18 protein-coding genes and 1 tRNA gene are annotated in these 23,045 nt (G+C 47.4%); 6 read left to right on the top strand and 13 right to left on the bottom strand.

Translation table 11 applies throughout. The features are described 5' to 3' along the window. Positions 1-22: 22 nt before the first annotated feature. Together SPB21_RS21895 and SPB21_RS21890 are read right to left on the bottom strand one after the other, a co-directional pair. Positions 23-1,723: a ShlB/FhaC/HecB family hemolysin secretion/activation protein gene (locus SPB21_RS21895; RefSeq protein ID WP_499867722.1), complete on the bottom strand. Its 1,701-nt coding sequence runs from the start codon at positions 1,721-1,723 to the stop codon at positions 23-25. 568 nt (positions 1,724-2,291) lie between these two features. Further along, a tRNA-His gene (locus tag SPB21_RS21890) sits at positions 2,292-2,364 on the bottom strand. 558 nt (positions 2,365-2,922) lie between these two features. Here SPB21_RS21890 and SPB21_RS21885 point away from each other — a divergent pair. The 3 genes from SPB21_RS21885 (at position 2,923) to SPB21_RS21875 (ending at position 5,842) form a co-directional block, all read left to right on the top strand. Next, complete coding sequence (locus tag SPB21_RS21885) at positions 2,923-3,819, top strand: CbiX/SirB N-terminal domain-containing protein (RefSeq protein WP_163671015.1); 897 nt, start codon at positions 2,923-2,925, stop codon at positions 3,817-3,819. A gap of 200 nt (positions 3,820-4,019) precedes the next feature. Continuing rightward, a complete protein-coding gene (cobA, locus tag SPB21_RS21880; protein ID WP_163699985.1) occupies positions 4,020-4,826 on the top strand; it encodes a uroporphyrinogen-III C-methyltransferase in 807 nt (268 codons plus the stop codon). A 59-nt stretch (positions 4,827-4,885) separates the two neighbouring features. Beyond that, on the top strand, positions 4,886-5,842 hold the full coding sequence (locus SPB21_RS21875; protein ID WP_163671016.1) for an RluA family pseudouridine synthase: 957 nt from the start codon (positions 4,886-4,888) through the stop codon (positions 5,840-5,842). 89 nt (positions 5,843-5,931) lie between these two features. Here the strand turns inward: SPB21_RS21875 and SPB21_RS21870 are convergent, their stop codons facing one another. The 3 genes from SPB21_RS21870 to SPB21_RS21860 all read right to left on the bottom strand — a co-directional run bounded on the left by SPB21_RS21870 (position 5,932) and on the right by SPB21_RS21860 (position 8,272). Then, a complete protein-coding gene (locus SPB21_RS21870; RefSeq protein WP_163699987.1) occupies positions 5,932-6,750 on the bottom strand; it encodes a phycobilisome rod-core linker polypeptide in 819 nt (272 codons plus the stop codon). 137 nt (positions 6,751-6,887) lie between these two features. Further along, positions 6,888-7,577: a molybdenum cofactor guanylyltransferase gene (locus tag SPB21_RS21865; RefSeq protein ID WP_499867721.1), complete on the bottom strand. Its 690-nt coding sequence runs from the start codon at positions 7,575-7,577 to the stop codon at positions 6,888-6,890. Further along, positions 7,574-8,272 (bottom strand): hypothetical protein, encoded by a 699-nt coding sequence (locus SPB21_RS21860; RefSeq protein ID WP_499867720.1) that lies wholly within the window; start codon positions 8,270-8,272, stop codon positions 7,574-7,576. Before SPB21_RS21860 ends, SPB21_RS21865 begins: the two co-directional genes overlap by 4 nt. A 198-nt stretch (positions 8,273-8,470) precedes the next feature. Between SPB21_RS21860 and SPB21_RS21855 the strand changes: the two genes are divergently transcribed. Continuing rightward, positions 8,471-8,947, top strand: a complete 477-nt coding sequence (locus SPB21_RS21855) for a hypothetical protein (RefSeq protein ID WP_163671020.1) — start codon at positions 8,471-8,473, stop codon at positions 8,945-8,947. A gap of 93 nt (positions 8,948-9,040) precedes the next feature. On the opposite strand, the gene dxs is transcribed toward SPB21_RS21855, so the two are convergent. Next, positions 9,041-10,954, bottom strand: a complete 1,914-nt coding sequence (gene dxs, locus SPB21_RS21850) for a 1-deoxy-D-xylulose-5-phosphate synthase (protein WP_163671021.1) — start codon at positions 10,952-10,954, stop codon at positions 9,041-9,043. A 328-nt stretch (positions 10,955-11,282) separates the two neighbouring features. Between dxs and SPB21_RS21845 the strand changes: the two genes are divergently transcribed. Then, positions 11,283-11,795, top strand: a complete 513-nt coding sequence (locus tag SPB21_RS21845) for a hypothetical protein (protein WP_163671022.1) — start codon at positions 11,283-11,285, stop codon at positions 11,793-11,795. Positions 11,796-11,822: 27 nt separating this feature from the next. Here the strand turns inward: SPB21_RS21845 and SPB21_RS21840 are convergent, their stop codons facing one another. The 4 genes from SPB21_RS21840 to SPB21_RS21825 all read right to left on the bottom strand — a co-directional run bounded on the left by SPB21_RS21840 (position 11,823) and on the right by SPB21_RS21825 (position 16,488). Beyond that, positions 11,823-13,547: an NAD+ synthase gene (locus SPB21_RS21840; protein WP_499867719.1), complete on the bottom strand. Its 1,725-nt coding sequence runs from the start codon at positions 13,545-13,547 to the stop codon at positions 11,823-11,825. 148 nt (positions 13,548-13,695) lie between these two features. Then, positions 13,696-14,418, bottom strand: coding sequence for an NUDIX hydrolase (locus tag SPB21_RS21835; protein ID WP_163671024.1), 723 nt, complete (start codon positions 14,416-14,418; stop codon positions 13,696-13,698). Next, positions 14,388-15,071: a nicotinate-nucleotide adenylyltransferase gene (locus tag SPB21_RS21830; protein WP_499867718.1), complete on the bottom strand. Its 684-nt coding sequence runs from the start codon at positions 15,069-15,071 to the stop codon at positions 14,388-14,390. Before SPB21_RS21830 ends, SPB21_RS21835 begins: the two co-directional genes overlap by 31 nt. A gap of 73 nt (positions 15,072-15,144) precedes the next feature. Further along, positions 15,145-16,488 (bottom strand): nicotinate phosphoribosyltransferase, encoded by a 1,344-nt coding sequence (locus SPB21_RS21825; RefSeq protein WP_499867717.1) that lies wholly within the window; start codon positions 16,486-16,488, stop codon positions 15,145-15,147. A gap of 424 nt (positions 16,489-16,912) precedes the next feature. Between SPB21_RS21825 and SPB21_RS21820 the strand changes: the two genes are divergently transcribed. Further along, positions 16,913-17,797, top strand: a complete 885-nt coding sequence (locus SPB21_RS21820; RefSeq protein ID WP_163671026.1) for a 4-hydroxybenzoate solanesyltransferase — start codon at positions 16,913-16,915, stop codon at positions 17,795-17,797. A gap of 78 nt (positions 17,798-17,875) precedes the next feature. On the opposite strand, the gene SPB21_RS21815 is transcribed toward SPB21_RS21820, so the two are convergent. The 3 genes from SPB21_RS21815 to SPB21_RS21805 all read right to left on the bottom strand — a co-directional run bounded on the left by SPB21_RS21815 (position 17,876) and on the right by SPB21_RS21805 (position 23,022). Continuing rightward, positions 17,876-18,211, bottom strand: coding sequence for a nucleotidyltransferase family protein (locus SPB21_RS21815; RefSeq protein ID WP_499867716.1), 336 nt, complete (start codon positions 18,209-18,211; stop codon positions 17,876-17,878). A 266-nt stretch (positions 18,212-18,477) separates the two neighbouring features. Further along, positions 18,478-20,739 (bottom strand): CHASE2 domain-containing protein, encoded by a 2,262-nt coding sequence (locus tag SPB21_RS21810; RefSeq protein ID WP_499867715.1) that lies wholly within the window; start codon positions 20,737-20,739, stop codon positions 18,478-18,480. A 123-nt stretch (positions 20,740-20,862) separates the two neighbouring features. After that, a complete protein-coding gene (locus tag SPB21_RS21805; protein ID WP_499867714.1) occupies positions 20,863-23,022 on the bottom strand; it encodes an AAA-like domain-containing protein in 2,160 nt (719 codons plus the stop codon). Positions 23,023-23,045: the final 23 nt, after the last annotated feature.

Below are 23,045 nucleotides of genomic sequence, written 5' to 3'. Positions count from 1 at the left end.
GCTGTTCTCTTCTAATTCATTGCTAAAAGAACGAATACTGAAGCGTAAAATATAGGCCATTTTCTTGCAGAGAATCGCGATCATCTTCTTCAGAAATGAGGGGAATGCCCCAGTCCAGGCGGCCTATCAGATCTTGCTGACGGAATAGCAGGCCAATGCCTACACTGGCTAATGGATCAGGATTATTACCTTCACGATTCCAGCCATAGCCCGCCTCCAAAAATGGTTTAACTTGCAGTAGCCTATCATTGGTGCGATCGCGCCAGATTGGCAATCGTACCTCCGCAGATGCCAACAACCCATTATCTGTAGACAAAAGATTTTGACGATAGCCTCGCACAGTAGACTGTCCCCCAAGACTCAACTGCTCCAAACTTAATAGCGGATCAGTCGTCAACTGAGCACTGCCCTTCAGTAGCAATAACGTGTCGGGTGCAAGAATCCGCAGCCACTGGGCTTGACCTTGCCACGAAAAGAAACGACTATCTGGTATATCTCCGTCATTGACGGTGGCATCTAGCATGTCGAGGCCGAGATTAAACTGCGATCGCAATGCTAAAACCTCTGCTGTACTACGCTGGGTCCACGCTTGAAAAAAACGCAAGGCAGAGACTCTGGTACGTCCTTCATTGTCAGCTCCCAATGACAGTGGTATGGGGCCAATATCATCAATGCCTAAAGATGTTTGAGCGCGTTGATGAGAGGCTGTGAGTCCAATGGCAAACTCTTGAGCTGGAGTGAACTTTAGGGGATATTTGAGGGTAAGCTCAAAAAAATTAGAATCTGAGTCAATATCTAAAACATCAAAAGGCTCCTCAATGACATCATTATCAGAAGTATCAACCGCTAATCTCAGCGTGCTGCCGTGGGGACTAACGGGTAATGTGTAATCAACATTAATTCCATTACTACCACTAGTTGTCGTGTACCCAATACTTAGGCGATCGCCTAAACCGAGTAAATTCGCTTCGGTCGCTTGCAGTTGATTACGCACGGTGCCAACACTGGGAGAGCGATTATTATCCAGGGTGTAGGTGATCCCAAAGCTATCTGCTTCAACCACAGACACCACAAGACGATTGTGGCCTGCTTGCGGACTGGCTTGTAAGTCCGCAGAGATTGTGGTTATTAGCGGATCAAGCTGTAGGAGCTGTAATCTTTTGACTAATGTGTTTACGTTTAAGGGCGCTGTAGCTCCGAGCGCAATGCGACTACTTATATACCCTGGGTGCAGCCGCCGATTGCCTGTGACCAAAATCTCGGACAGGCTACCCTCAATAATCTCCATCAGAACGATCCCATCCACAATTTGTTGTGGTGGAACGATGGCACCGGAGGTAGCATATCCTTCATCTATGTATAGCTGAGTTACGGCTGCACGGGCGGCAGTCACATCTGCAAATGTTTGTGATTCTCCCGTAAATTCATGGGTCACCCCTTGTAAGGTTTCATCATCAAAAGCTGTGTTATTGACAAATTCGAAACGTTTAATCAAAAACGTGCCACTATCTCTTGGGACAGAAGACTGATTGGGTTGATCTTGAGGTTGATCTAAGAGTTCATCCGCAGACGGTAAATCTTGAGCAGGCAGCAGCTCAGGTTGAGGAGTAAGGGGTGGCGGTAACGTGTCTTGGGGGCTGGGCAGCTCTACAGGAGTTGTCTGTGCTTGTGCGTGTTCTATATGATGTGGGCTAAGAAAATGCAGAACGCTGATTACACTCATCAGCCCAACTGCTAAGAGCAGACCATTTTGAGAGACTGATTGTCTATTCTGTAAGCAGCCCGATGGATGTGAGTTCATTTCCTGTTCTTTTTAGGGATAAGCTTACCTTGGGGGGTATTTATTAGAAAAATTATTGGCCTGCTATCCATAAGCTCAAAATATCTACCGCTATTAGAGAAATACGAACATCTAAATATTTTTATGCAGGAAATTAAATGATAAAATTCTGCAAGAGAAAAATACGAAAAAGTTTTTTTATAGGATTTAGCAAATTAGCTTGTAGGATTTGATTAGCAAGATGTTCTGCAAGATTAGTCAGTTAAGACATCACAAATCCCTGGGTTCTGTCTATACATCCAATAACGCTTGCTGATGCTGACAGTTGTATTGAGAAAAGTTATGACTACCTTTTAATGTCTGCAACTGTTCTTGCAAGTAGGTTGAGACTTGCTTTGCACGGAGTCTGATAGCTGGTTGAGGGGTTTGACCCCTTTATCAGCAATAACCACTAGCCGATAGATTGAGGCTAGTGGTTGAGCTAACTATTTTCAGCAATCGCTGTAAGGAGGGCGAACGAGGGGACTCGAACCCCCGAATGGTGGAACCACAATCCACTGCCTTAACCACTTGGCTACGCTCGCCGTGTTTGAGTTTCTATAATATCACCCCTGTTCAGCGATTACATGGTTTTCCTGAATATTTTGCGATTAAAAGTTTAACCGATGACTGGGTTGGGCTTACTAAATGCACCCTTGATGATAGATTGAGTTGATTAAATAAGGATGGAAATAGCATCAACCACAACAGAAATCTGGCATGATTCCGTGGATACTACTAAAGTGAGTAGTGTTTATAACAATTGGTGTGTAAGCCGATTATCAAATTGTTTGGGGTCAAGTTGAGAGTGAAAACCTTGATTATGCCCAGCAGCGTTATTCCGGCAACGTTATCAAGAATGTGTGGACTACATAACGTGTGTTGAATAGTTTCCAAGTCTGTTCTAGAGGCATATTGGTAGGTCGCTATACCCGCTGGAAAGTTAGTGAATCTACAGCTACAGCATCAGTTTGCTGCTAGATTAGTGCGCTCACTAGCTATTCCAGCGTCATTAGCTTTGGTTCCTAAAGACAGACATCGGGACAGTGTCCCGGGGATTTATTGATTTCGTCTCACCCTAACAATCTCATTTAAAACTTCTCGTGACATCTACAGCCTATCTTTTGATTTCCCATGGCAGTCGTGATCCACGGCATCAAATCGCTATAAATCGATTGGCTCAGCTAATCAGAGAGCGACTTAACCCGTCTCTAGTGAGCCCATGGAGCAGTCAGTCTTGTGGCCCAGTGATGGTGCCAGACAATCGGTTTACTCCTAAAACGGTTTTAGGTGCTAATCGTCAACAGGCGACGGTATTAGCGGTTGCGCCAGCGTTTAGGTCGACTGTGACTGCCACTACCACTCGATTGCCTCAGGACCGCTTTATTGTTGGAACTGCTGTTTTAGACTGTGGACTTTTGCCGCTACATCAGCAGATTTGTGAATTTGGTCGACGGCTGAGTTCTGCTGGTATCGATCGCTTACACTTGGTGCCGCTGTTTTTGTTGAAGGGTAAGCATGTTATGCAAGATTTACCCGATGAAGTGGATCTAGCTCGCCACGAGCTGGGTGATGTCATTGAGTTGGAACTGGGTCATCATATTGGCGGTGCCCCAGGCATGCATGAACTGATTCAAAATCGATTTTTCCATTCCCCGAAGTCAGGGCGTTTAATCGTTGCCCACGGTAGTCGACGAGTGAGGGGAAATCGAGCTGTGGATAATTTGGCGAAGTCTTTGGGGACAGCGGTTGCTTACTGGACAACTGAGTCTGATATTCAGAACCAAACGATTCATTTAATGCAGCAGGGCTGTTCGACGCTGACTATTTTTCCCTATTTTCTGTTTGCTGGTGGAATTACAGATGCAGTGGCTCATTTGACTGAGGAGTTAGCTGAGCGCTTCCCGCGCACCAATTTCCGGTTATTGCCACCATTAGGGGCCACGTTTGACGTGGCTAATATAGTTGTGCAGACCTTAGGCCACAGCACATCCTCATAATGGTTGTGCTGAAGAGTACGATTTTTAGCCCTTGATTCAGACGATCCATGGGACAACAATGGGACAAATATGACTTAAGGTTAAGGATATCTTAAGTAAAATTAAGCAGGTACATCATTGCTGTTGTATCGATTTTGGCAATCAATGCTGGGTTAGGTTTGCCAGAATTGATCAATCATATCCATCCCATTGCAACTGACATGTCTCATTCCCTGACTCAAGATACGTTTGGCAAAGTCTATTTGGTGGGGGCTGGTCCTGGTGATCCAGGCCTTCTAACTTTGAAAGCTAAGGGCCTGTTAGAGCATGCGGATGTGGTGATTCATGACGCTCTAGTGAGTCCGCCAATTTTGGCCATGATTAGTGAGCATACTCAGGTGATTGATGCGGGTAAACGTCGCGGGCGTCATTCTATGGTGCAACAAGATATTACCCAGCTTTTGATTGAGCAGGCGCAAATTAATGCTGTGGTGGTCAGGCTGAAAGGGGGGGACCCGTTTGTGTTTGGCCGAGGTGGTGAAGAGATGATGGGGTTGCTGGAAGCTGGGATTGATGTGGAGGTGGTGCCAGGGATTACGGCTGGCATTGCGGCTCCTGCCTATGCGGGTATTCCAGTAACGCACCGCAATTACAGTTCGTCGGTGACGTTCGTAACTGGCCATGAGGCTGCGGGTAAGTATCGCCCGCAGGTCAATTGGTCGGCATTGGCCCATGGCTCGGAAACCATTGTTATTTACATGGGTGTGCACAATTTAGTGAATATTGTGTCGGAACTTACGGCAGCTGGCATGGCTGAGGAAACGTCAGTGGCTTTGGTGAGATGGGGAACGCGACCTGACCAGGAAGAGTTGATTGGAACATTGGCTACAATTGTTCAGCAAGTTGAGGAACAGCAGTTTCAAGCACCTGCGATCGCAATCATTGGTCGTGTTGTCGATCTGTATGAAACATTGGCCTCTGCATCGCCGATGCATTCTCCCCATTGGCAAACGGTTCAGGCAAGATAACCGATCGGGAGAATATTGGGTCTGTCCTGATTGCAATGAATGGGGATAGGTAATTCAAAATGGACAATGGGGAGCAATACGGGAGCGTAATTGAGCTGTCGGTTACGGATGCTGCTAATGAAAGAATTGATCGGTGGCTCTCCCAGAATTGTGATTTATCCCGCAATCGTATTCAAAAGCTGATTGAGCAGGGGGCCCTGAGGATTAATGATCAGCCTTGTATCAATAAAAAGGTAATCGTTAGTTCAGGGGATTGGCTACAGCTAAAAATTCCTGAGGTTGAGGCATTTGAATTAACGCCAGAGGCGATTCCCCTCGATATTTTGTACGAAGATCAATACCTGCTGGTGGTCAATAAGCCTCCAGGCATGGTGGTACATCCAGCGCCAGGTCATCCCAAAGGCACGTTAGTCAATGCTGTGTTGGCCCATTGTGGCGATCAGCTGACGGGGGTGGGCGGTGTGCAACGCCCTGGCATTGTGCACCGTTTGGATAAAGATACGACTGGGGCGATGGTGGTGGCTAAGACGGAGCCGGTATTACATCATCTACAGGGTCAAATTCAGGCGAAAACAGCCCAGCGAGAATACCTTGGCGTCGTTTTTGGAGTGCCGAAGCTCCCAGAAAATCAGGATGTTGGGATTGTGGATGCTCCCATCGGACGTCATCCGAGGGATCGAAAAAAAATGGCGGTGGTGCCCATTGAGAAAGGAGGGCGGCGAGCCGTTACCCACTGGCGTATTCAGGAGCGTTTGGGCAACTACACATTAGTGCATTATCGATTGGAAACGGGGCGCACCCACCAAATTCGAGTGCATAGTGCGCTACTGGGGAACCCCATTGTGGGGGATATGACCTACGGCTCAGGACGCTCCATAGGGGTAAAGTTACCAGGTCAGGCGTTGCATGCTCGCCAGCTAACGCTGACTCATCCGATAACGGGAAAAGATGTGGTTGCGATCGCACCTCTCCCCCCACAGTTTGAAACCCTGCTTCAAAGATTACGACAACGCTAGAAATACTAGAAATATCTACGTCCTAATAAAAAAGGGAATGGATCCAGAAGATCTACCCCCTTTTTAATTTTTAAGAGTTATAAAAAATCCTAAGCACCTTGCTTAGCTTTTTCAACAGCGGCAGCTGCTACAGGATCATTAATGGGGAAATTAACTCGACGGTAGGGCACACCCGACGTAAAGTTAACGCTCACAGCCGATACTCGCTGGGAAGGCAGGGGCTGGCTGTTGCTTAACCCACGGGCCATATCCATAAACAACGCTGGGCTACCAGCCTTAGGCTGCTTCTCTTGCGGTGTAAAGCGACGGACAGAAGATTGGAAGACAGGCTTGGGGAAACCCAAGATAGACCGGTAGTACTCGTCGTAGCGAGGTGACTTGATGTTGAAAGGCAGCTCACCTTGATTACGAGTAGGTAGAACACGACGACGCTGATAGGGCAGAATGTCATCGCCAAAGTTGTCTAAATACTCATCACTATCGAGGAGAGCATCAACAAACCCTTCAATACCTTTGGTCGCTACTATAATCGACCAGGCTAAAGTTTCTTCCTTATTAAAGATGTCACGGCCTAGAACTCGCTGAACTGTCTGCTCTACAAAACGATAGTTGTTATTCATTTTGTAGAAGCTGTTGCGATAAGTGTTAGCCAACAGCAGACCACGTACAAATTCACGTACGGTGATTTGGTTACTACGCAACTGAGATTCTAGGAATTTTTCCCGGTCAGCTTTAAATGCATGGAAAAAGATCTGACGGTAGGCCGCTTCAATCAGATCGTCGATATCAGTCGAAGAAAGAATATTCTGAGTCGAATAGATCTTAGGCTGATCATCCCCAGGAATTTCATAGCCCTCAACCCGAGAATTTTGAGTAACCGGTGAATAGTTCAGCAGAGGAATCGCCACTTGAGAATCTCCAGAATATGAGGAAATTTAACAAACGTTAATCATAACTATAAGGGTTTATGGGATCGGCACCGGATATTGTCGGGCAAAATAATACACAGCTTAACATTGAAAAAAAGGACCGTTTGTCAAGCTACCTATGGGTTTCTGGCGTTTATAAAATCTAAAAACTGCTGCCATTGGCCCGGAGTATTGCAATTTCGTAACATATTAGAATCTGCAAGGGATAGCGGCACAATTGTTTCGGTTGCTAACCATCGTTGGAATGATCGGATATTATCTGCCAAAGCCTTGTTTAGACTAGGAATGCAGCGACGGTGATAAAACCCGCAGAGGGGTTCCCAGCGATCGCCTGCTTTGGGTAGGGTTGCGATCGCATTCTCATCTATCGTTTTCAGCTGCTCCTGCCATTGCTGGATTGTGGTTGTATCAAGAGCGGGCATATCGCAGGCCAGCAGGAGCAGCCAGTCAGGAATTTCCTGGTCCCGTCTCTGACTTTGGGCCAAAATCATGGACCAACCTTGAGCTAACGCAACCAGTGGGCCAGCCCCAGCAGCTTCTTCCTTTAGCAAAATGGCAGTTGACGTCAAGCGACTGGCGTATTTTGCTGGCCAAGGAGTTAATACATAGGTATGAGCTGCACACCTTTCGGCCACGGAGCAAGTCTGCTGCAGTAACGTTAATGCCTCCCCTGTTTGCCCTGCCATCGGTAATGTCAGTAGGGCCTTATCTTGCCCCATGCGGCTGCTTCGCCCCCCGGCTAATACTAAAGCAGCAGTCCTATGCCCATCATGAACTGATTGATTGACGTCACAGTCTCCGTTCATTGGCGACGCTGGCGATTAGCCCACAGCTGCCCTCTATAAAAATATGACAGCCCCATAAACCCAGACAGCACTGCATAAGCAACGCGGATGCCCCAGCCCGCATTATTAAAAAGCCAGTTATAAATATCGAAAGCCAACCTTAATAACCCCGTCTGCTGTCGCCCTAAATCAGTCAACTGAGTTTGCAGTGGGCTAGTATCATTGGGATTTTCCAGATTGTCTAATCGAGTCGGTGGGGTCGCTCGAGTGGCCGTATACCAGTAAAATCCCACATTGCCAGACTTTGCCGTCTCCCGTCGCAAAAAATCGTCAGTGAGCTGTTGAGCTTGAGTGATCGATAAACTTTCTTGGTTGGCGACCTGTCTGACCCAAGCGTTATAACGCACTCGGTGGCCAAGCATCAGAACCAACGGTAGAGTGATGCCAAGTAGCACCAAGCGCAGGTTGAGGTTGCTGCCTGTGGGTAAATAGTAAGTGAGTGCACCCAGGGTGACCCCTAACAGCGCTAACAGGATTGGGCTAGCAAGTTCAGCAATTTCAAGAGACGCGAGAACACCACCCACAATGGGCAAGGAATATACGTATGAGTCAACACTCCAAACAATGGCAAGTTTGGAAACGATAGCCAATACACAGGCAAGGATGCCGAGTAAAAAATAAATCCCAATGTGTCTTGGACGTGACTTCACTTGCATGAACAACCGAAACAGAGGATTAGTAACGCCTTGTGTCAGGCTAAAAATGCCTATGGAAAATCATTTTCTGCCTAGAAGGTGACAAACACGCCAACAACGATACCATTCGACTGGCTTTTCTCCCATGATGGAGTCATGAGCACAATAAAATAGTACAATTGAACTAATATCCATTAAATCAAGTGGAGTTTGGTTGTGATGTCTTCTGTCCAAACGGGTCAACTCATCTCACTGTTGGTCAATAACGTCTTGATGGTGATTATCGTGATGACGGTGACTCTAGCTGCTTGGCTGCGGTGGTGCTGGTTGCGCTCAGGCAGTACGGTGACCCGAGGAATAAGACGGCGGTGTCGGTGGGCTTACCTTAGTTTTGTGCTGACAGTCGCCACGCTGCTGGGCATGTTGACCAGTTTAGGTGTGCTGACCCTGCGTGCCATGATTGCTGTTAATGCTCTGGTAGTTGGGGCAATGGCTATTTTTTTGTTAAGTGTGATTACTCTGTTAATAGCCTTGGGGCTATGGTTTGTTGACCTATGTAGCGATCTGCCTGCTTTCCCGGTCGGTAGGCGGTCTAGGGAGGGTGATCTGCTTCATGCCCCGCCGATAGCTCTGCTACCTGCTTCGATGGCAACGGGTACTCGTCGTCGTCGCGTCCAGCGTAGACAGCGGCGGTGATCAGCAAACCAGAATCAGCAAGATTTTCAAAAAGAAACCCCTGCTAGGACAGTCTGGCAGGGGCGTAATGATATTAGATGTGAGTGTATATGGTTAACCCATGCTGGCCAGTTCACGCTGAGCTAAGGCGAACCGCTTGAGGATTTTGTCTGCCATCTGAGCAGGGGTCAATCCTAGGGCTGTTTTGGCTTGAGCTTGAGTAGCATGATCCACCAAGATGTCAGGGATGCCCAGACGCAAAATGGGTACGTTGACATCGTTATCTAGTAAGGCTTCTGCTACGGCTGAACCGAACCCACCCATGAGGCAGCCCTCTTCAAAGGTGACGACCCGTTGGATTTTCTGAGCCAACGGCGCAATCAATTCCTCATCTAGAGGTTTCACAAAGCGTGCGTTGATCACAGTCGCTTCAATGCCATGCTCACTTAAAATCTCTGCCGTTTGCATGGTTGAGTAAACCATGGAGCCGTAGCCGAGCAAGAGTAGGTCATCACCCTGGCGTAGAACTTCTCCTTTGCCAATGGGTAGAGCTTCCCAACCTTCTTCCATGAGCGGAGCGCCATAACCACTGCCTCGGGGGTAACGTACTGCAATGGGGCCATCAGTGTGCTCAATGCCCGTAACAATCATCTGCTGAAGCTCGGCCTCGTCTTTAGGGGCCATAACCACCATGTTGGGGATAGAGCGCAGATAGGAAATGTCGTACATGCCCTGGTGGGTAGGACCGTCAGCACCGACAATGCCCGCGCGATCTAGGCAGAAAAATACCGGCAGGTTTTGGATGCAAACATCATGGACAATCTGGTCGTAGGCGCGTTGCAGGAAGGTGGAGTAGATAGCGGCCACTGGGCGCATTCCTTCACAGGCTAGACCTGCTGCCAGGGTAACGGCATGCTGTTCGGCGATACCAACATCTATATATTGCTGAGGGAGTGTGGCTTGGAGCTTCTCGAGGCCAGTACCGGTGGCCATGGCTGCTGTAATGCCAACAACCTTCGGATTATCTTCTGCCAGTTTGACCAGAGTTTCTGCAAAAACCTTGGAATATTTTGGAGGCGTTGGCTTCGTAGATGGATACCCCTTGCCAGTCGTTAAGTTGAAGGGGGACTGAGCGTGATAGCCCACCTGATCTTTTTCAGCGATTTCATACCCTTTGCCTTTGATCGTAGACACATGTACTAATACAGGTCCCCCTTTGGCATGGGCTTCTTTAAACGTGTTGATCAGTTCACTTAAGTTGTGCCCATCAACCGGACCCATGTAGGTAAAGCCGAGTTCTTCAAAAACAGCCCCTACTTTAGACATTGCCAACCGTTTCATCCCTTCCTTGACTCGGTCTAATTCCGGTGAGAAAGAATCACCGACGAAGGGTATTTGTTTTAATTGCTCCTCAAGGTTATCGCTGAGAAACTGTATTGGTGGGCTCAGGCGAATTTTATTGAGGTAACGAGGAATTGCACCGACGTTGGGAGAGATGGACATTTCATTGTCGTTAAGCACCACCACCAGGTTGGTGTTGGGTAGGTGCCCGGCATGGTTGATGGCTTCTAGGGCCATACCTCCGGTGAGTGCCCCATCACCGATAATGGCAGCGACTTTATAGTCATCCCCTTGTAAATCGCGGGCAATCGCCATGCCTAATGCGGCAGAAATGCTGGTGGATGCATGGCCAGCCCCAAAATGATCAAACTTACTTTCGCAGCGCTTGAGGTAGCCAGCCACACCATCCTTCTGTCGTAGGGATGAAAAGTCGTTGTAACGGCCTGTAATTAATTTGTGAGGATAGGCCTGGTGCCCTACATCCCAGACGACTTTGTCACGATCTAAATCTAGGGTTTGATATAAACCCAACGTTAGCTCTACCACGCCCAGCCCCGGTCCCAGATGCCCTCCGCTGGCGGATACCGTTTTAAGATGCTTTTCTCGAATTTGCTGGGCAATGGCTTCTAACTGTTTCACAGACAAGCCATGCAACTGGTTTGGATGGGTGATTTCACTCAGATGCATGTTAAAGACCCTCTAGATCGTTTGCTGTAATTATGTGTGGCGTTTTTGTAGTGCCGCTCATTTATGAGTCTGAAAGAATAACCTGGATTATTTCCGAACTCAGAAACGGCTCATGTTTTGTCACTCATTCACTGTAGATTAGATCAGGGTTTCAAAGGACAATGATTACAAAATTACCGTTGTCTTATTTAACGATTAATATGCATAGGTAATCTGTTTGCCATTCACTGCATTGCTATGCATGGCATGGTGATTTTGGCAGCAATTTAGGCGCATCGAATGCTAATTAGCAATCTCTGTTCTATTAGACCTATTGATAATGATTAATATGACTGCTACTTCAGTTTTGCATCGTTGTTTAGTGCGTTCACTACTTATGCCAGTGACTCTTGGTTTGGCCACGGCTTCGCTGGTGGCTTTGCCTGGCTATGCAGAAGAAGATGATAGCTATGGTCAATGTGTGGCCGCTCTGAAAGACAGCGGGGTGAGTGCAGAGCAAGCAACGGCTAGCTGTGCTGGTGCTCGCTTCCCAGGTACTCTTGGCGAATGTGTTGTAGATGTTAGTCAGGACGCTGGCATTGGCGCGTTGGATGCTCTAGAGGGCTGTGAGCGTTCCCGTCGCCCTGATGACGTTGCTGATTGCACTGTTGATATTCACCGAGCGTTGCTGACACAGCCGTCAGTCAATGCCTTAGAACACTGTAGCCGCAGCTTACTGCCAGAACGATTTGGCCAATGTGTTGTCGATCTTAGTGATGAGGCTCAATTATCGGTAGATGCCGCCCTCGACCAATGTATTCGAGCTGGCTACCGTCCCTGGACAACGTCTCCCCGGCAGTAGCTGCTATCCAAAATAAAGCACACTTGATTAGGTGCTCCAGCGGCTGGCGATGGGCATGCGCCAGCCAAGGCCAAAGGCCCGATCGGTTACTTTTAGTACTGGTGGGGCCTGTCTTCGTTTAAACTCGGCACGGGTTAGTAGGCGCACAATTTTGCCGACAACAGTGGGATCGTGCCCTGCGGTGACAATATCGTCTGTGGACTGATGGAGTTGAATTAGGCGTTCGAGAATATCGTCAAGGATGTCGTAGGGGGGCAGGGAGTCTTGGTCAACTTGGTCAGGACGTAGTTCTGCACTCGGGGGTTTTGTCAGAATGTTGTTGGGAATGATTTCTGTTTTACGATCGCACTCGATTAGACCTAGGGCAGTGTCTGTTGTTTGAATACAGTGATTCAGCCAATGGCATAGGCTGTAAACTTGGGTTTTGGGCACATCGGCAATGACAGCTAAGCCGCCATTCATATCGCCGTACAGGGTACAGTAACCCACTGCCATTTCTGATTTGTTGCCGGTGGAGAGTAACAAATGACCAAATTTATTGGTGATGGCCATGAGCAAATTGCCCCGAATACGGGACTGAAGATTCTCTTCGGTAACGCCGGGTTCAGTGCCGGTAAAGAGATCAAGCAGCGTGTTGTCGTAGCCCGCCATGAGTTCGCCAATGGGCAGTTTTTGTGTGGTGATGCCTAGATTATGGGCGAGTTTTTCAGCATCGCTAATGGAGTGGTCAGAGCTATAGGGCGAGGGCATGAGTACGCCCAGAACGTTATCGGGACCCAGGGCAGCGGTTGCGATCGCAGCCACCAATGCGGAGTCAATGCCACCACTAAGACCCACGACAGCTTTACTAAATCCACACTTACGGCTGTAGTCCTTAACGCCTAGAACTAAGGCCGACCATATCTCTGCTTCTGGAGTATCTAGCAGCGGATGAATAGTTCCAGGGACCAGAGTTTGCTGTTCCAGGTCATAGTCCACTATCTGAACCGCTGGTTGGAAGCTGGTGCTACGGCTGACCACAGTTCCTTGACGATCCATGGCAACACTGCAGCCATCAAAAATCAAGTCGTCGTTGCTCCCCACCTGATTGACATAGATAATCGGGCAGCTATGCTGACGGGCCGCATGGGCAATCATTTTCTCTCGTAATGCTTGTTTACCCACCGTAAAGGGTGATGCCGAGAGATTAACCACCAGATCTACGCCTGCTGCCACCACCTCGGCTGTGGGGTTGACCTTATAGGTCCGCTGTCCCCAAAAGTCATCTTCATTCCAAAGATCTTCACAAATGGTGACGCCAATATGCAATGAGCTGCCACCGGCTTCAAGGGTAAAATGATTGGGGTCGGTACCCGATTCAAAGTAGCGATCTTCATCAAAAACGTCATAGGTTGGCAGCAGACGTTTATGAAACACAGTTTTAATGGTGCCGTTTTCTAACAACGCCATGCTGTTGTAAAGAGGTTTTTGCCCTTTGTTACCTGCGTCAGTATTGGGTTGGGCCAGGCCTATTAAAGTGGTTAAGCCTTGGGGTAAGTCTTTGGCCAGTTTTTCTAAAACAGTCTGCATCTGTTGGATAAAGCCAGGACGCAATAATAAGTCTCTTGGTGGATAGCCACACAAGGAGAGTTCTGGCGTGAGTAAAAGATGGGCCCCTTGTTCTGCCGCATTTTGCGCAGCGGCTAAAATCTGTTGGGCATTACCAGTAAGGTCGCCGACAGTGGGGTCGAGTTGAGCAATAGCGAATTTCATGGTGAGTTAAATGGTAATGGAAAGACGTTCCATGGAACGTCTGTACATGGGGGTGGTAATGGAGAGACGTTCCATGGAACATCTGTACAGGGGGAGTGATCCTGTAGGGTGGGCATGGCCCACCATGGCAGAATTAAAATGGAGCGTTTTAAACAAAGACCATTGGTTTATCCTTGAGTGGTTCAAATGCCTCTGCATCAAACCGATACAGGCTGGCAGGGCGTCCCGCTCCGCGAGAGGTTTTAATACCTGTATCTTCCAAGAAACCAAGCTTTAAGAGACGAGTACGAAAATTTGAATAATCAGAGAAATCTTCACCTAAGATCGTAATATACAGCTGATATAAATCGCTGAGGGTAAACATCTCGGGGAGTACATCAAAGGCAACGGGGCTGTATTTCACCTTGTTACGCAGGCGCATGGTGCCATAGGTGAGAATCTCTTGATGGTCAAAGGCAAGGTCCGGTAGATGGTCTAGGGGATACCAGGCAATCCCGCTGACACCATCGGCGATGAGCTCGGCTTCTGCATACCGTACAAGGGCAAAATAGCTGACTGAGAGATAGCGCACATTGTAGGCATCTTCGGCTTCACGTGGGTCTCGTTTAGGCCCCCCAAAGGAATAAAGCTGTTCTACATAGAGATTTTTGACCCGAATTTTTTCAGAGAGGACTCGGTAGGATGCTGTTTCTAACGATTCACCTTGCCTTACCAGGGTGCCCGGTAACGACCACTGTCCTAAGAAGGGGTCTTCGTGGCGCATCACCAACAGCACCAACAGCCGATTGAGCTCGGTATCGACCGAGAAAATAACGTTATCAATGCCCACTTTAAAGTCGGCTAAGGGATGGTTGGTGTGTTTTCCGGGCATGGATACAGGTTGTGTTGGTGGATGTAGGCTTGCACGACAGCAGGGATTTCATCGGGTTGTTCTAGGCAGCCCTGGCGGAGCGTGCTGGAGGATATGTGATGTTGACTTAGGGGCGTGGCGATCGCCACATTTGCCCCCAGCGATCGCAAATGGTCTAACTCAGTTTCATTGAGCCCATAGCCGGGGCGTGGAAAGACCAATATCTTGGCCCACCGCATCACATCCTCTGAGCGATACCAGCTGGGTAGCTGTTTAACTAAGTCGGCTCCAATCACAAAGGTAAATTCGACGTGGGGCCAGATGCGTCGAGCCCGCTCTAGGGTAACGGCGGTATAGGGGTGGCTTAGTTCCCGATGTAGCTTGATGGTGGCGGGGGTATTGAGATCTGCGATCGCAAGTTCCAGCATATCCATTCGCATTTCAATGGGAGATTGGTTTTCTTTCCATGGATTATCCGACGCCCACACTGCCACATGATCAAACTGATGCCCCAACGTTGCCACAATACTGCGATGGCCATTGTGGGGCGGGTCGGCACTGGTCCCAAAAAGTGCCACGCGGAGTTGGTTGGCAGGGGGAATAGTCACTGGCAGTCGCAGGGTAAAGAAGTCTCCTATGAGATTATTCGACATATCCTTAGGTAGATGCTGCATAGTGAATACGAATTTTGTAAGTTTTGCATTGGGTGCTAGATGCAAAATAGGCAAAACTCACCTCACAGGAGTTTCAATTAACAGTAGCGAGGTGACTACGGCGAGTGCAATTGGTTAGATCCCGCAGCGCAGTCGAAATTTCTGCCTGGGGTACGACAGGCTGATACACATCACGTACCGACAATGGCAGTTGTGCCACAGATTGGCTGGCTCGTTCTCGAATTGTCTCTAATGGATCGTCAGGGACTAGCCGGACTCCGTTTCGCATAATGGGGTTTAATAGCCCGCCGCTATCCGCAGACGTGGCTTCTGCTGCCAGCCCTAGCCGGTCGCCAGCCGCAGACCGAAATATCTGTTTGCGACCTGGATATGTGAGTTTGCCACTAGACTCCTTCATGACTGGAACACCATCAATGTCTACTATTTTGTATACCCCATTGACTGGAACCCCTGTGACTAGCTTAGTCCCTAGCCCATATCCATCAATGCAGGCCCCCGCTTGTTTTAAGCGGAGAATTTCTTGTTCGTCCAAATCGCCACTGGCGAAAATCGGCACATCGGGTAATTCGTGACGTACCTGCTGAGATAGCGTTACCAAGTCCCCAGAGTCAATCCGCACACCTGCTAGAGAGTGATCGGTCTGTTGCCCTAGTAATCTTGCTGCTGCCACAGTGTCGTAGGTGTCAATCAGCAGTGCTGCCCCAGGGAAATAGCGGTGAAATGCTTCAAATGCATCTGCCTCACTCCCCTCTAAGGCAGAAATCGCCATCACCAAGGCATGGGCCATGGTGCCCACGGGCTTACGACCCAGCTTGAGTGCTGCTAGCACATTGGATGTCGCATCCAATCCCCCGGCCAATGCAGCGCGTGCCGCCCATAGGGAAGCTTGGGGGCTAAACGCCCGTCTGGTGCCAAATTCTAAGAGTATGGCCTCCGAACCAGCGACATCTCGCAGTCGAGCTGCCCTGGTGGCAATTAGAGTTTGATAATTGATGGCATTTAATAAATAAGTCTCCACGATCTGGGCCTGCCATAGGGGGGCTTCGACTCGCAAAATGGGCTCATTGGCAAATATGGCTGTGCCTTCTGGCACGGCCCACACATCTCCTGAAAACTGGCTGCTTTCCAAAAGGTCCCAAAACTTGGGGGGTGCCCCTGGGAAAATATCGGTCTCTTTAAGAGCCGCTAGCTGGGCTGCCGTAAATCGAAAGTTTTCTAGATAATCGAGGGCTGCCGCTAGCCCTGCCGCAATCAGATAGCCAAAGCCCTTGGGTAAACGGCGCACAAACAGTTCAAAACTAGCCCGACGTTGATCTAGCCCTTCGCCTACGTAACAGGCAGCCATGGTTAGCTGATACAAATCGGTCAGGAGCCCGTATTCATCAGACTTCATTAACAGTGATGCATCATTGGTCATCGGAATTTTATCCTGTAGTTATGGTTATTTTAACCAAAATATACTTGCTGATTTCAGATGATTTATAAATTTATAGCTAAGCTTTCTGGCGATAAATATTGGTTATGAGCGGCCTGATGGGATATTCAAGTTTGTTCGTTAGCAGATTCCAGTTGATGTCAGAGTCTGTGGACAAAGAGAGCGAATAGGGATAATTAAATAGGTGACAGATGAGGGATGCTTTTTGGTGTCCTTAAATATAAGTAAGTGTCTGATTACTGGTGTTCAAGGTCTGCATTTTTTGTGATTTGCTGTGGAGATAAGTGCTAAGGGGCAGCTCCTCGATTCCCGCCTGTGTCACTGCTTTCTTCCTCTGACCCCTTCCTTGTTAACAATTAGAAAGATATTCTTAAAAAAGAATATTAAACTTACATCCCTGTCCCCCATGGCTCCGTCTTCGCCAATTGTTGAACCCACGTGGAAAACAGTCATCCGACTGATGCGTTGGGATAAACCCACAGGCCGTTTGATTTTAATGGTGCCAGCCTTGTGGGCTTTGTTTTTGGCGGCAGAGGGTCGGCCTGATGGGGTGCTGTTGGCAGTGATTATTTGTGGCAGCCTGGCTACGAGTGCAGGTGGCTGTGTCGTTAATGATTTGTGGGACCGGAATATTGATCCAAAGGTGGAGCGGACGCGTAATCGGCCTCTAGCTTCGCGGGCGTTGACGGTGAAAACGGGGATTGCGATCGCAGTTGTAACCTTTCTCTGTGCCATTGGCTTTGCGCTATATCTTACTCCGTTGAGTATTTTGCTGTGTTTTTTGGCATCGCCAGTTATTTTGCTTTATCCATTAGCCAAGCGTGTGTTTCCAGTGCCGCAGCTAGTATTGGCCATTGCTTGGGGGTTCGCAGTATTGATTCCCTGGAGTGCTGTCACTGGCAGTTTAGATACTGCTGCCTGGTTGTTATGGGGCGCAACCGTGCTTTGGACCCTTGGCTTTGACACAGTTTATGCAATTCCCGATCGTAAGTATGACGCTCAGCTCGGCGTGAATTCTAGTGCTCGCTTTTTCGGTTCGAATACCCCTGAAATTGTTGGGTTACTCTTTATGGGGACTGCAATATTGTTGTTGTGGTTAGGCAGTTATAAGGCATTAGGTGCACCCTATATGGTTACTTGGGCCATTGCCTGTGGTATTTGGTTTACCCATTATCGAAAATTACGGAATAAGCGCCAGCCTGCCCATGTATATGGGCAAATCTTTCGTCAAAACGTGATTCTAGGGTTTGTATTGTTAGGTGGAATGATTACAGGCTCTTTGATTGGATGATGTTTGCGTAGGTTGGGTTGAGGCACGAAACCCAACAATCGATACCCTCTGAGAATGTCGTTCAGGTAAAAAGATATATCACGCGACACGGATGGCTTCCTTTAAGACAGTTGCTTGTAGTGCAGGTTTCAGAGAACGTTTGGTCACAAGATCAATGGGACATTTAAATAAATTTTCAAGGAAAAACTTTAGATCCATATAGCGATCAAAGGTCGCAGGACTATTGAAATCAACTAGAAGATCCAGGTCACTTGATTCTGTGGCTTCGTTGCGTGCCACTGACCCAAACAGTTCTAGAGATTTGACATCAAAACTTTGAATGCTTTGCAAGTTTTCTTGAATGGATGCTGCAACTGCTTTATGGGTAAGTATGTTCTTTTCTGAGGTGTTTGATAATGATTGTGCAGTACCCATATGTTTGGAAGGGTGTTGTTTTGCTTATTTTAGCAATTGATTAGGTTGTCCAACGGAAATGCCATGGAGACGTAGGTTGGGTTAAGGGATGAAACCCAACAATCGATACCCTTCGTTATTAATCCGGTCGATGAATCTCCATGATTTCAAATTTTGGGATGTTGGTGATGTTGGGGTATTAGAGGTTTGGGCGCATGGCGAAAATGTTGTTGAGGGTTTAACCCAACCTACATGTGGGGTATTAGCTGTCCAGTAATTCGAAAAATTTAGGATTTATCTTTTTCGAATTGCCATTGATACGTGAGAGTTGCCCAAGCAAGAGCAGAGGGAACCACTGGGATCCAAAGATAGAAATAAATTAAAGCGACTGAATATATTGATACTATTAAACATGTACCACCTAATATTAAAAAAACCCCGTCACGTTGCTTTTGAATGAAATTTCGAAGAATAAAACTACCGAAGATTGAGCAAATAAAAACAAGCGAAATTTCTAAAGATTCAGGTGTTGTTCTAATTAAAGGTTTCTTGTCTAAAACGCTAGAAAGAATTTGTGTGACCGCATGAGCGTGCAGAATTACCCCGGGCGTTCTAGAAAAAGAACCAGATTGAGTATTGAGGGACGTCAACAAGGTGTCCTTAATGCTGGGGGCCACAGTCCCAATTAAGACCACCTTATTCTCAAACCAGGCAGAGTCAACATTGTTTTCGAGAACATCTGTTAGAGATACCTGTCGAATGGCCTCATTTTTAATTTGATATTGTAACATCACTTGATAGCCAGTCATGTCTTCATTATTTTGATAACCACCTGTATTTGGAGCCAATGTGGGAAAAAATGTATCTGCAATAGTCAACCCCTCTGAGCTTTTATGAAAAATATTTGAGCCATAGTGTTCTCTCAAAAAATGGAGACTTAGCTGTAAACCTAAAGCGTAAAATTCATCAGGTTTAATCGAGGCAAACATAAAGTTACGTCGGATTACCCCATCGGTATCGGCAACAAAGTCTGCAAACCCAGTACGAGACGGATTCATACCTTCTGGAGCTGAAATGGTACGAGTCGGAACCAAGCCTACATCGTAGATGCCATAGACATTGTTAATTGCTAGTTGACGGGCTAAACGCTCTTGCCCAGGAGGGTGTTCAATATCTCGGACTAAATCTAATCCAATGACTGTAGGCTTATAGCTTTGTAGGCGCTCTAGCAGCTCGGCAACAGTGTTATCGTTAAGAGGCCATTGATTATAATCACGAATATCAGCCTCAGTAATACCTACAACTATTATGTTTTCTAATGGTTGAGCTTTCTGGACAGAAAGTCGTGTTACGGTGTCATAAAAATATAATTCTAGAGGGACAAATACTCCTAGAAATTTCAAGATTATGATGATCAAGGCATTAGCAAGTGCACTATAGCTGACACCTTGAACTGGGGGCATTTCATTGGCAAGTGTTGTACGTACCCAGTGCTTGTTAAACACTTTTTTGTAGATGAGATTTCTGATACGTAGCTGTTGATTGTGTGAAACTACTATGCCTGATAATTTTAGATGTGATTTAAGAATGTTTTGTTCTTCATCTAGAATTGATGTCCTGTTTTCTTTAATGATTTTGAGGTAGGTATTTAAAGTTTCTATTACATTAGGAGAACGCTTTGTGAGCATGTCTCTCACAAACTCAATGTTAGTGTCTAAAGATGTTTTTTCTTGTAAAAAGATATCGGAAGCGATAGTATTAACTATATTTTTGTTAATTCCTTCTAAGAAGCTTCTGTGCGAGATGTGATGGCACAGTCTTTGAGTGAGATAGGGATGACCATTTGTCCAATGAAAAATCCACTTCAAAAGTTGGTTAGTCTCATGGAAAGGAATTTTAAAGCCCGTTACTAAGGGTTGTGCTTCTTCAAAACTGAAATCTCTCAGTTCAACGCGTTTCCCAATATTGAAGGGTGTACGCTTAGGATCTTTAATGAGTTCCCCTGGCGATGCCACCCCAATCAATACCACCGACAGACGTCCCAGCTGTTTCTTCTGCGCCCGCACCGTGTAAAAATATCGAATTGCAATAAAAAAGTCATCGGTAAACTTTAGGCTTAGTGTCGTGTCAATCTCATCCACAAACAACACGATGCGCCCTTCGACTTCGTTTAGAAGAATCTCCTCAAAGAATCGTGTCAGTCGTTGGGTGACACCAAGATGATTATGATCCTCCCACCAATCAAAAATATCCGTATCGAGCATCAGGCTCTCGTCAATTTCGGTTAGCACTCCCAGATACCACTGTTCCGGCGTAACGTTTGTCCCGATTTTTGTCAGGTCAATGATGACGGAGGTGATACCTTGGTTTTCGAGTCGGGCTGCCGTTTGTACCATCAGGCTCGATTTACCCATCTGTCGGGAAGTCAACACATAGGCAAACTGGCCTTCGCGACAGAGTTGCAACAGTTCATCATCAGCCTTGCGAGATAGATAGATGCCCCCACCTGCTTGTACGGTCCCGCCAGTTGTGTAAATCGAACGAGTCATGACTAGAGGGCTCCGTCTAATAGATGGGAGAGAGTTGAAAGGTGAAATCTTCCCTTTCCAAGGGGAGGTGTCGAAAGCGAAGATGCCCGACAAAAGATCGAATACTTTGCTGTGCGTTTCGCATTAGCTCAAATGCTCCTCAAAATAGTCTGCATATAGTTGACATCTTGGAAAAACACTCTGTCCGTCTCGACAAACTAAACCCGCTCCATGCAGCCGAAAATACATTACTTCGTCTTCACATACTTGATCCTTGAGAATTCTCAGAAACGCTTTTACCAATACTTTATTTCCATATATACGAAACAGGTGATACTTCAAATGATCGACAAATGGGCTATTCTCTTCCTGTGCTTTTGCAAACAGTTCCTGGGCTGTCATCCGGTTGCTAGCCACCAAATACAAGGCCTTACGCACCAGGTAGGGATGCCCATTCACCAATTTCATTAAGCGTTGTTCGTCAACAGTGGTCAGAGGTAGTCCGTGAAGTTCATTGAGCAGATGTACCTGCTGGTCGTCAAAGTCTTGGAGACGTAAGTTCTCCCCAACATTAAAGGGTGATTGGTTCAAATCTGCGATTAGCTGATAGGGCTCTGTCGAAGTGACAAAAGTCAGGTCCAACTGCTTCCAACTTTTCTTTGTGGCTCGCTGATTGTGCCAGCTGCGCAACATACTAAAGAAGTCATTGCGAAACGGAGTATCAAAAATCCGTTCTACCTCATCCATGGCCAGCACTAGAGGCTGCTCCAAATTTTTGAGAATGTGTTTGTCCACATAGCGGGTACAGCGCTGGGGATTCCCCAGATTCTTCTTCCAATAAGCTTCTACCTCATCTTCCATGTCCAGTTCATCCGTGAGCCAGAAGCAAAACTGCTGGTAAAATTCATCGGCATCCTGTAAAGCTGCTCGATCAAACAGCTGAAAGTCCAAAAAAGCAATCTGTTTGCCCGCCTCGACGGCTGCCTCCATCAGCCGATTGAGTAAAGAGCTTTTACCCATCTGCCGGGGACCTTTGATGGTCATGGTCACACCCTGTTGCTCAATCACGCTGAGAGCTATGCGGTCACAATTCCGCTCGATATAAAAGTCCGAGGCAGTATCCATGGTGCCCTCGGGGAGTTCTAGCTTGGCAACCGGTTGGGCCACGGGTAGTGGTTGAGGAATCTTGACCTTTGGTGCAGCTTTAACCACATCGGCCTTCCGTTGCTCATCAATGGATAGCACTCCCCCATCAATAGCCTGCTGCAGCTCTGAAATCAAATCTGGAGTATCTGCCTCGCTATCCCATAGCGCCCAGTTAATTGGATTCAAATATACACTTAGTGGATGCTGAAATGGATCTCGATAGGCTAGACGCACCGGCAAAATACGAGGTTTACCACCATTGGCCTCGGCCACTTTGTGCGCTAGCTCAATTTCCTGCAGCACCATTTCGCTGTTTACTGAATGAGTTGATAGTAAAACCACCACAGCATCTGCCTGACGGATGTTCGTCTCCAGTTGCTCTGCCCAGCGGGTACCTACCAACATGCGCTGGTCAATGAATACATCATTGCTTTGTCCTAGCCCCTCATAAAGCTGTAGAGCTACGGTTTCATCAGGGACTACATCGCGTTTGTAGCTGATAAATATTTGTTTTTGAGCAATTTTAGCTTGGGGATTAGTTTGGCCGAGTGGTATGCAGTGAGCAACTTCTGGGGCTTTCACATTTTCCTTGCTCCCTTCCCCCTTTATCCGTAAAACAGGCGTTTCTTCTTCGGGTATCCCTTCTGCCCCAATTCCAACCAGGCCAAACTCAAAGGCATCGGCATAATTCCGGCCATACCCTAGTCCGTCATAAAATCCTTCCGCAAACTTGATCGATGCCTGATCGCCAATGGCATCGGTCATGCCGATCACATGGTTCACATGCTCTAAAATCGCATTAGCTTGGGCCACAGAATGGCAGGCATTGAGCAGCACACATTCCACACCACCGCAGAGTCGAAATAGACGAGTCAGGGTAGCAGTACTAATCAGTTTAGAAATACCGTTCTTGTCCTCAAAGGCCAACCCTCGTGCGCCGACACCATGGCCTGAAAAGTGCACAATCTGAGGCTTATGCTGTAGCAAGTGTCGGTGTAGATCGCCTGTGCGCACAGCTGGCTCAATGACCACCTCAAAGTTTGCCCGACCCTCTGACAGCTTTAGTGCTTCCTTAATCTGACGAATTTCTTCATCCAGACGTAGGTCTGCCGTATCCTTGGGGTTCACTGCCAAAATCAAGACTTTTCGGACATCCATGGGCAAGCCGCTACGATTTCCTA

Source organism: Leptothoe sp. ISB3NOV94-8A, assembly GCF_043421595.1.
GTDB lineage: Bacteria > Cyanobacteriota > Cyanobacteriia > Phormidesmidales > Phormidesmidaceae > Leptothoe > Leptothoe turfae.
The sequence above is the reverse complement of the archived record's forward strand: the minus strand, read 5'-3'. Positions and strand labels throughout refer to the sequence as shown.

Coding starts and splice junctions, on each gene's coding strand:
- SPB21_RS21895 (WP_499867722.1), bottom strand. CDS start 1,723: ATGAGTGTAATCAGCGTTCTGCATTTTCTTAGCCCACATCATATAGAA.
- cobA (WP_163699985.1), top strand. CDS start 4,020: ATGTCTCATTCCCTGACTCAAGATACGTTTGGCAAAGTCTATTTGGTG.
- SPB21_RS21875 (WP_163671016.1), top strand. CDS start 4,886: ATGGACAATGGGGAGCAATACGGGAGCGTAATTGAGCTGTCGGTTACG.
- SPB21_RS21865 (WP_499867721.1), bottom strand. CDS start 7,577: ATGAACGGAGACTGTGACGTCAATCAATCAGTTCATGATGGGCATAGG.
- SPB21_RS21860 (WP_499867720.1), bottom strand. CDS start 8,272: ATGCAAGTGAAGTCACGTCCAAGACACATTGGGATTTATTTTTTACTC.
- SPB21_RS21855 (WP_163671020.1), top strand. CDS start 8,471: ATGTCTTCTGTCCAAACGGGTCAACTCATCTCACTGTTGGTCAATAAC.
- dxs (WP_163671021.1), bottom strand. CDS start 10,954: ATGCATCTGAGTGAAATCACCCATCCAAACCAGTTGCATGGCTTGTCT.
- SPB21_RS21845 (WP_163671022.1), top strand. CDS start 11,283: ATGACTGCTACTTCAGTTTTGCATCGTTGTTTAGTGCGTTCACTACTT.
- SPB21_RS21840 (WP_499867719.1), bottom strand. CDS start 13,547: ATGAAATTCGCTATTGCTCAACTCGACCCCACTGTCGGCGACCTTACT.
- SPB21_RS21835 (WP_163671024.1), bottom strand. CDS start 14,418: ATGCCCGGAAAACACACCAACCATCCCTTAGCCGACTTTAAAGTGGGC.
- SPB21_RS21830 (WP_499867718.1), bottom strand. CDS start 15,071: ATGCAGCATCTACCTAAGGATATGTCGAATAATCTCATAGGAGACTTC.
- SPB21_RS21825 (WP_499867717.1), bottom strand. CDS start 16,488: ATGACCAATGATGCATCACTGTTAATGAAGTCTGATGAATACGGGCTC.
- SPB21_RS21820 (WP_163671026.1), top strand. CDS start 16,913: ATGGCTCCGTCTTCGCCAATTGTTGAACCCACGTGGAAAACAGTCATC.
- SPB21_RS21815 (WP_499867716.1), bottom strand. CDS start 18,211: ATGGGTACTGCACAATCATTATCAAACACCTCAGAAAAGAACATACTT.
- SPB21_RS21810 (WP_499867715.1), bottom strand. CDS start 20,739: ATGACTCGTTCGATTTACACAACTGGCGGGACCGTACAAGCAGGTGGG.
- SPB21_RS21805 (WP_499867714.1), bottom strand. CDS start 23,022: ATGGATGTCCGAAAAGTCTTGATTTTGGCAGTGAACCCCAAGGATACG.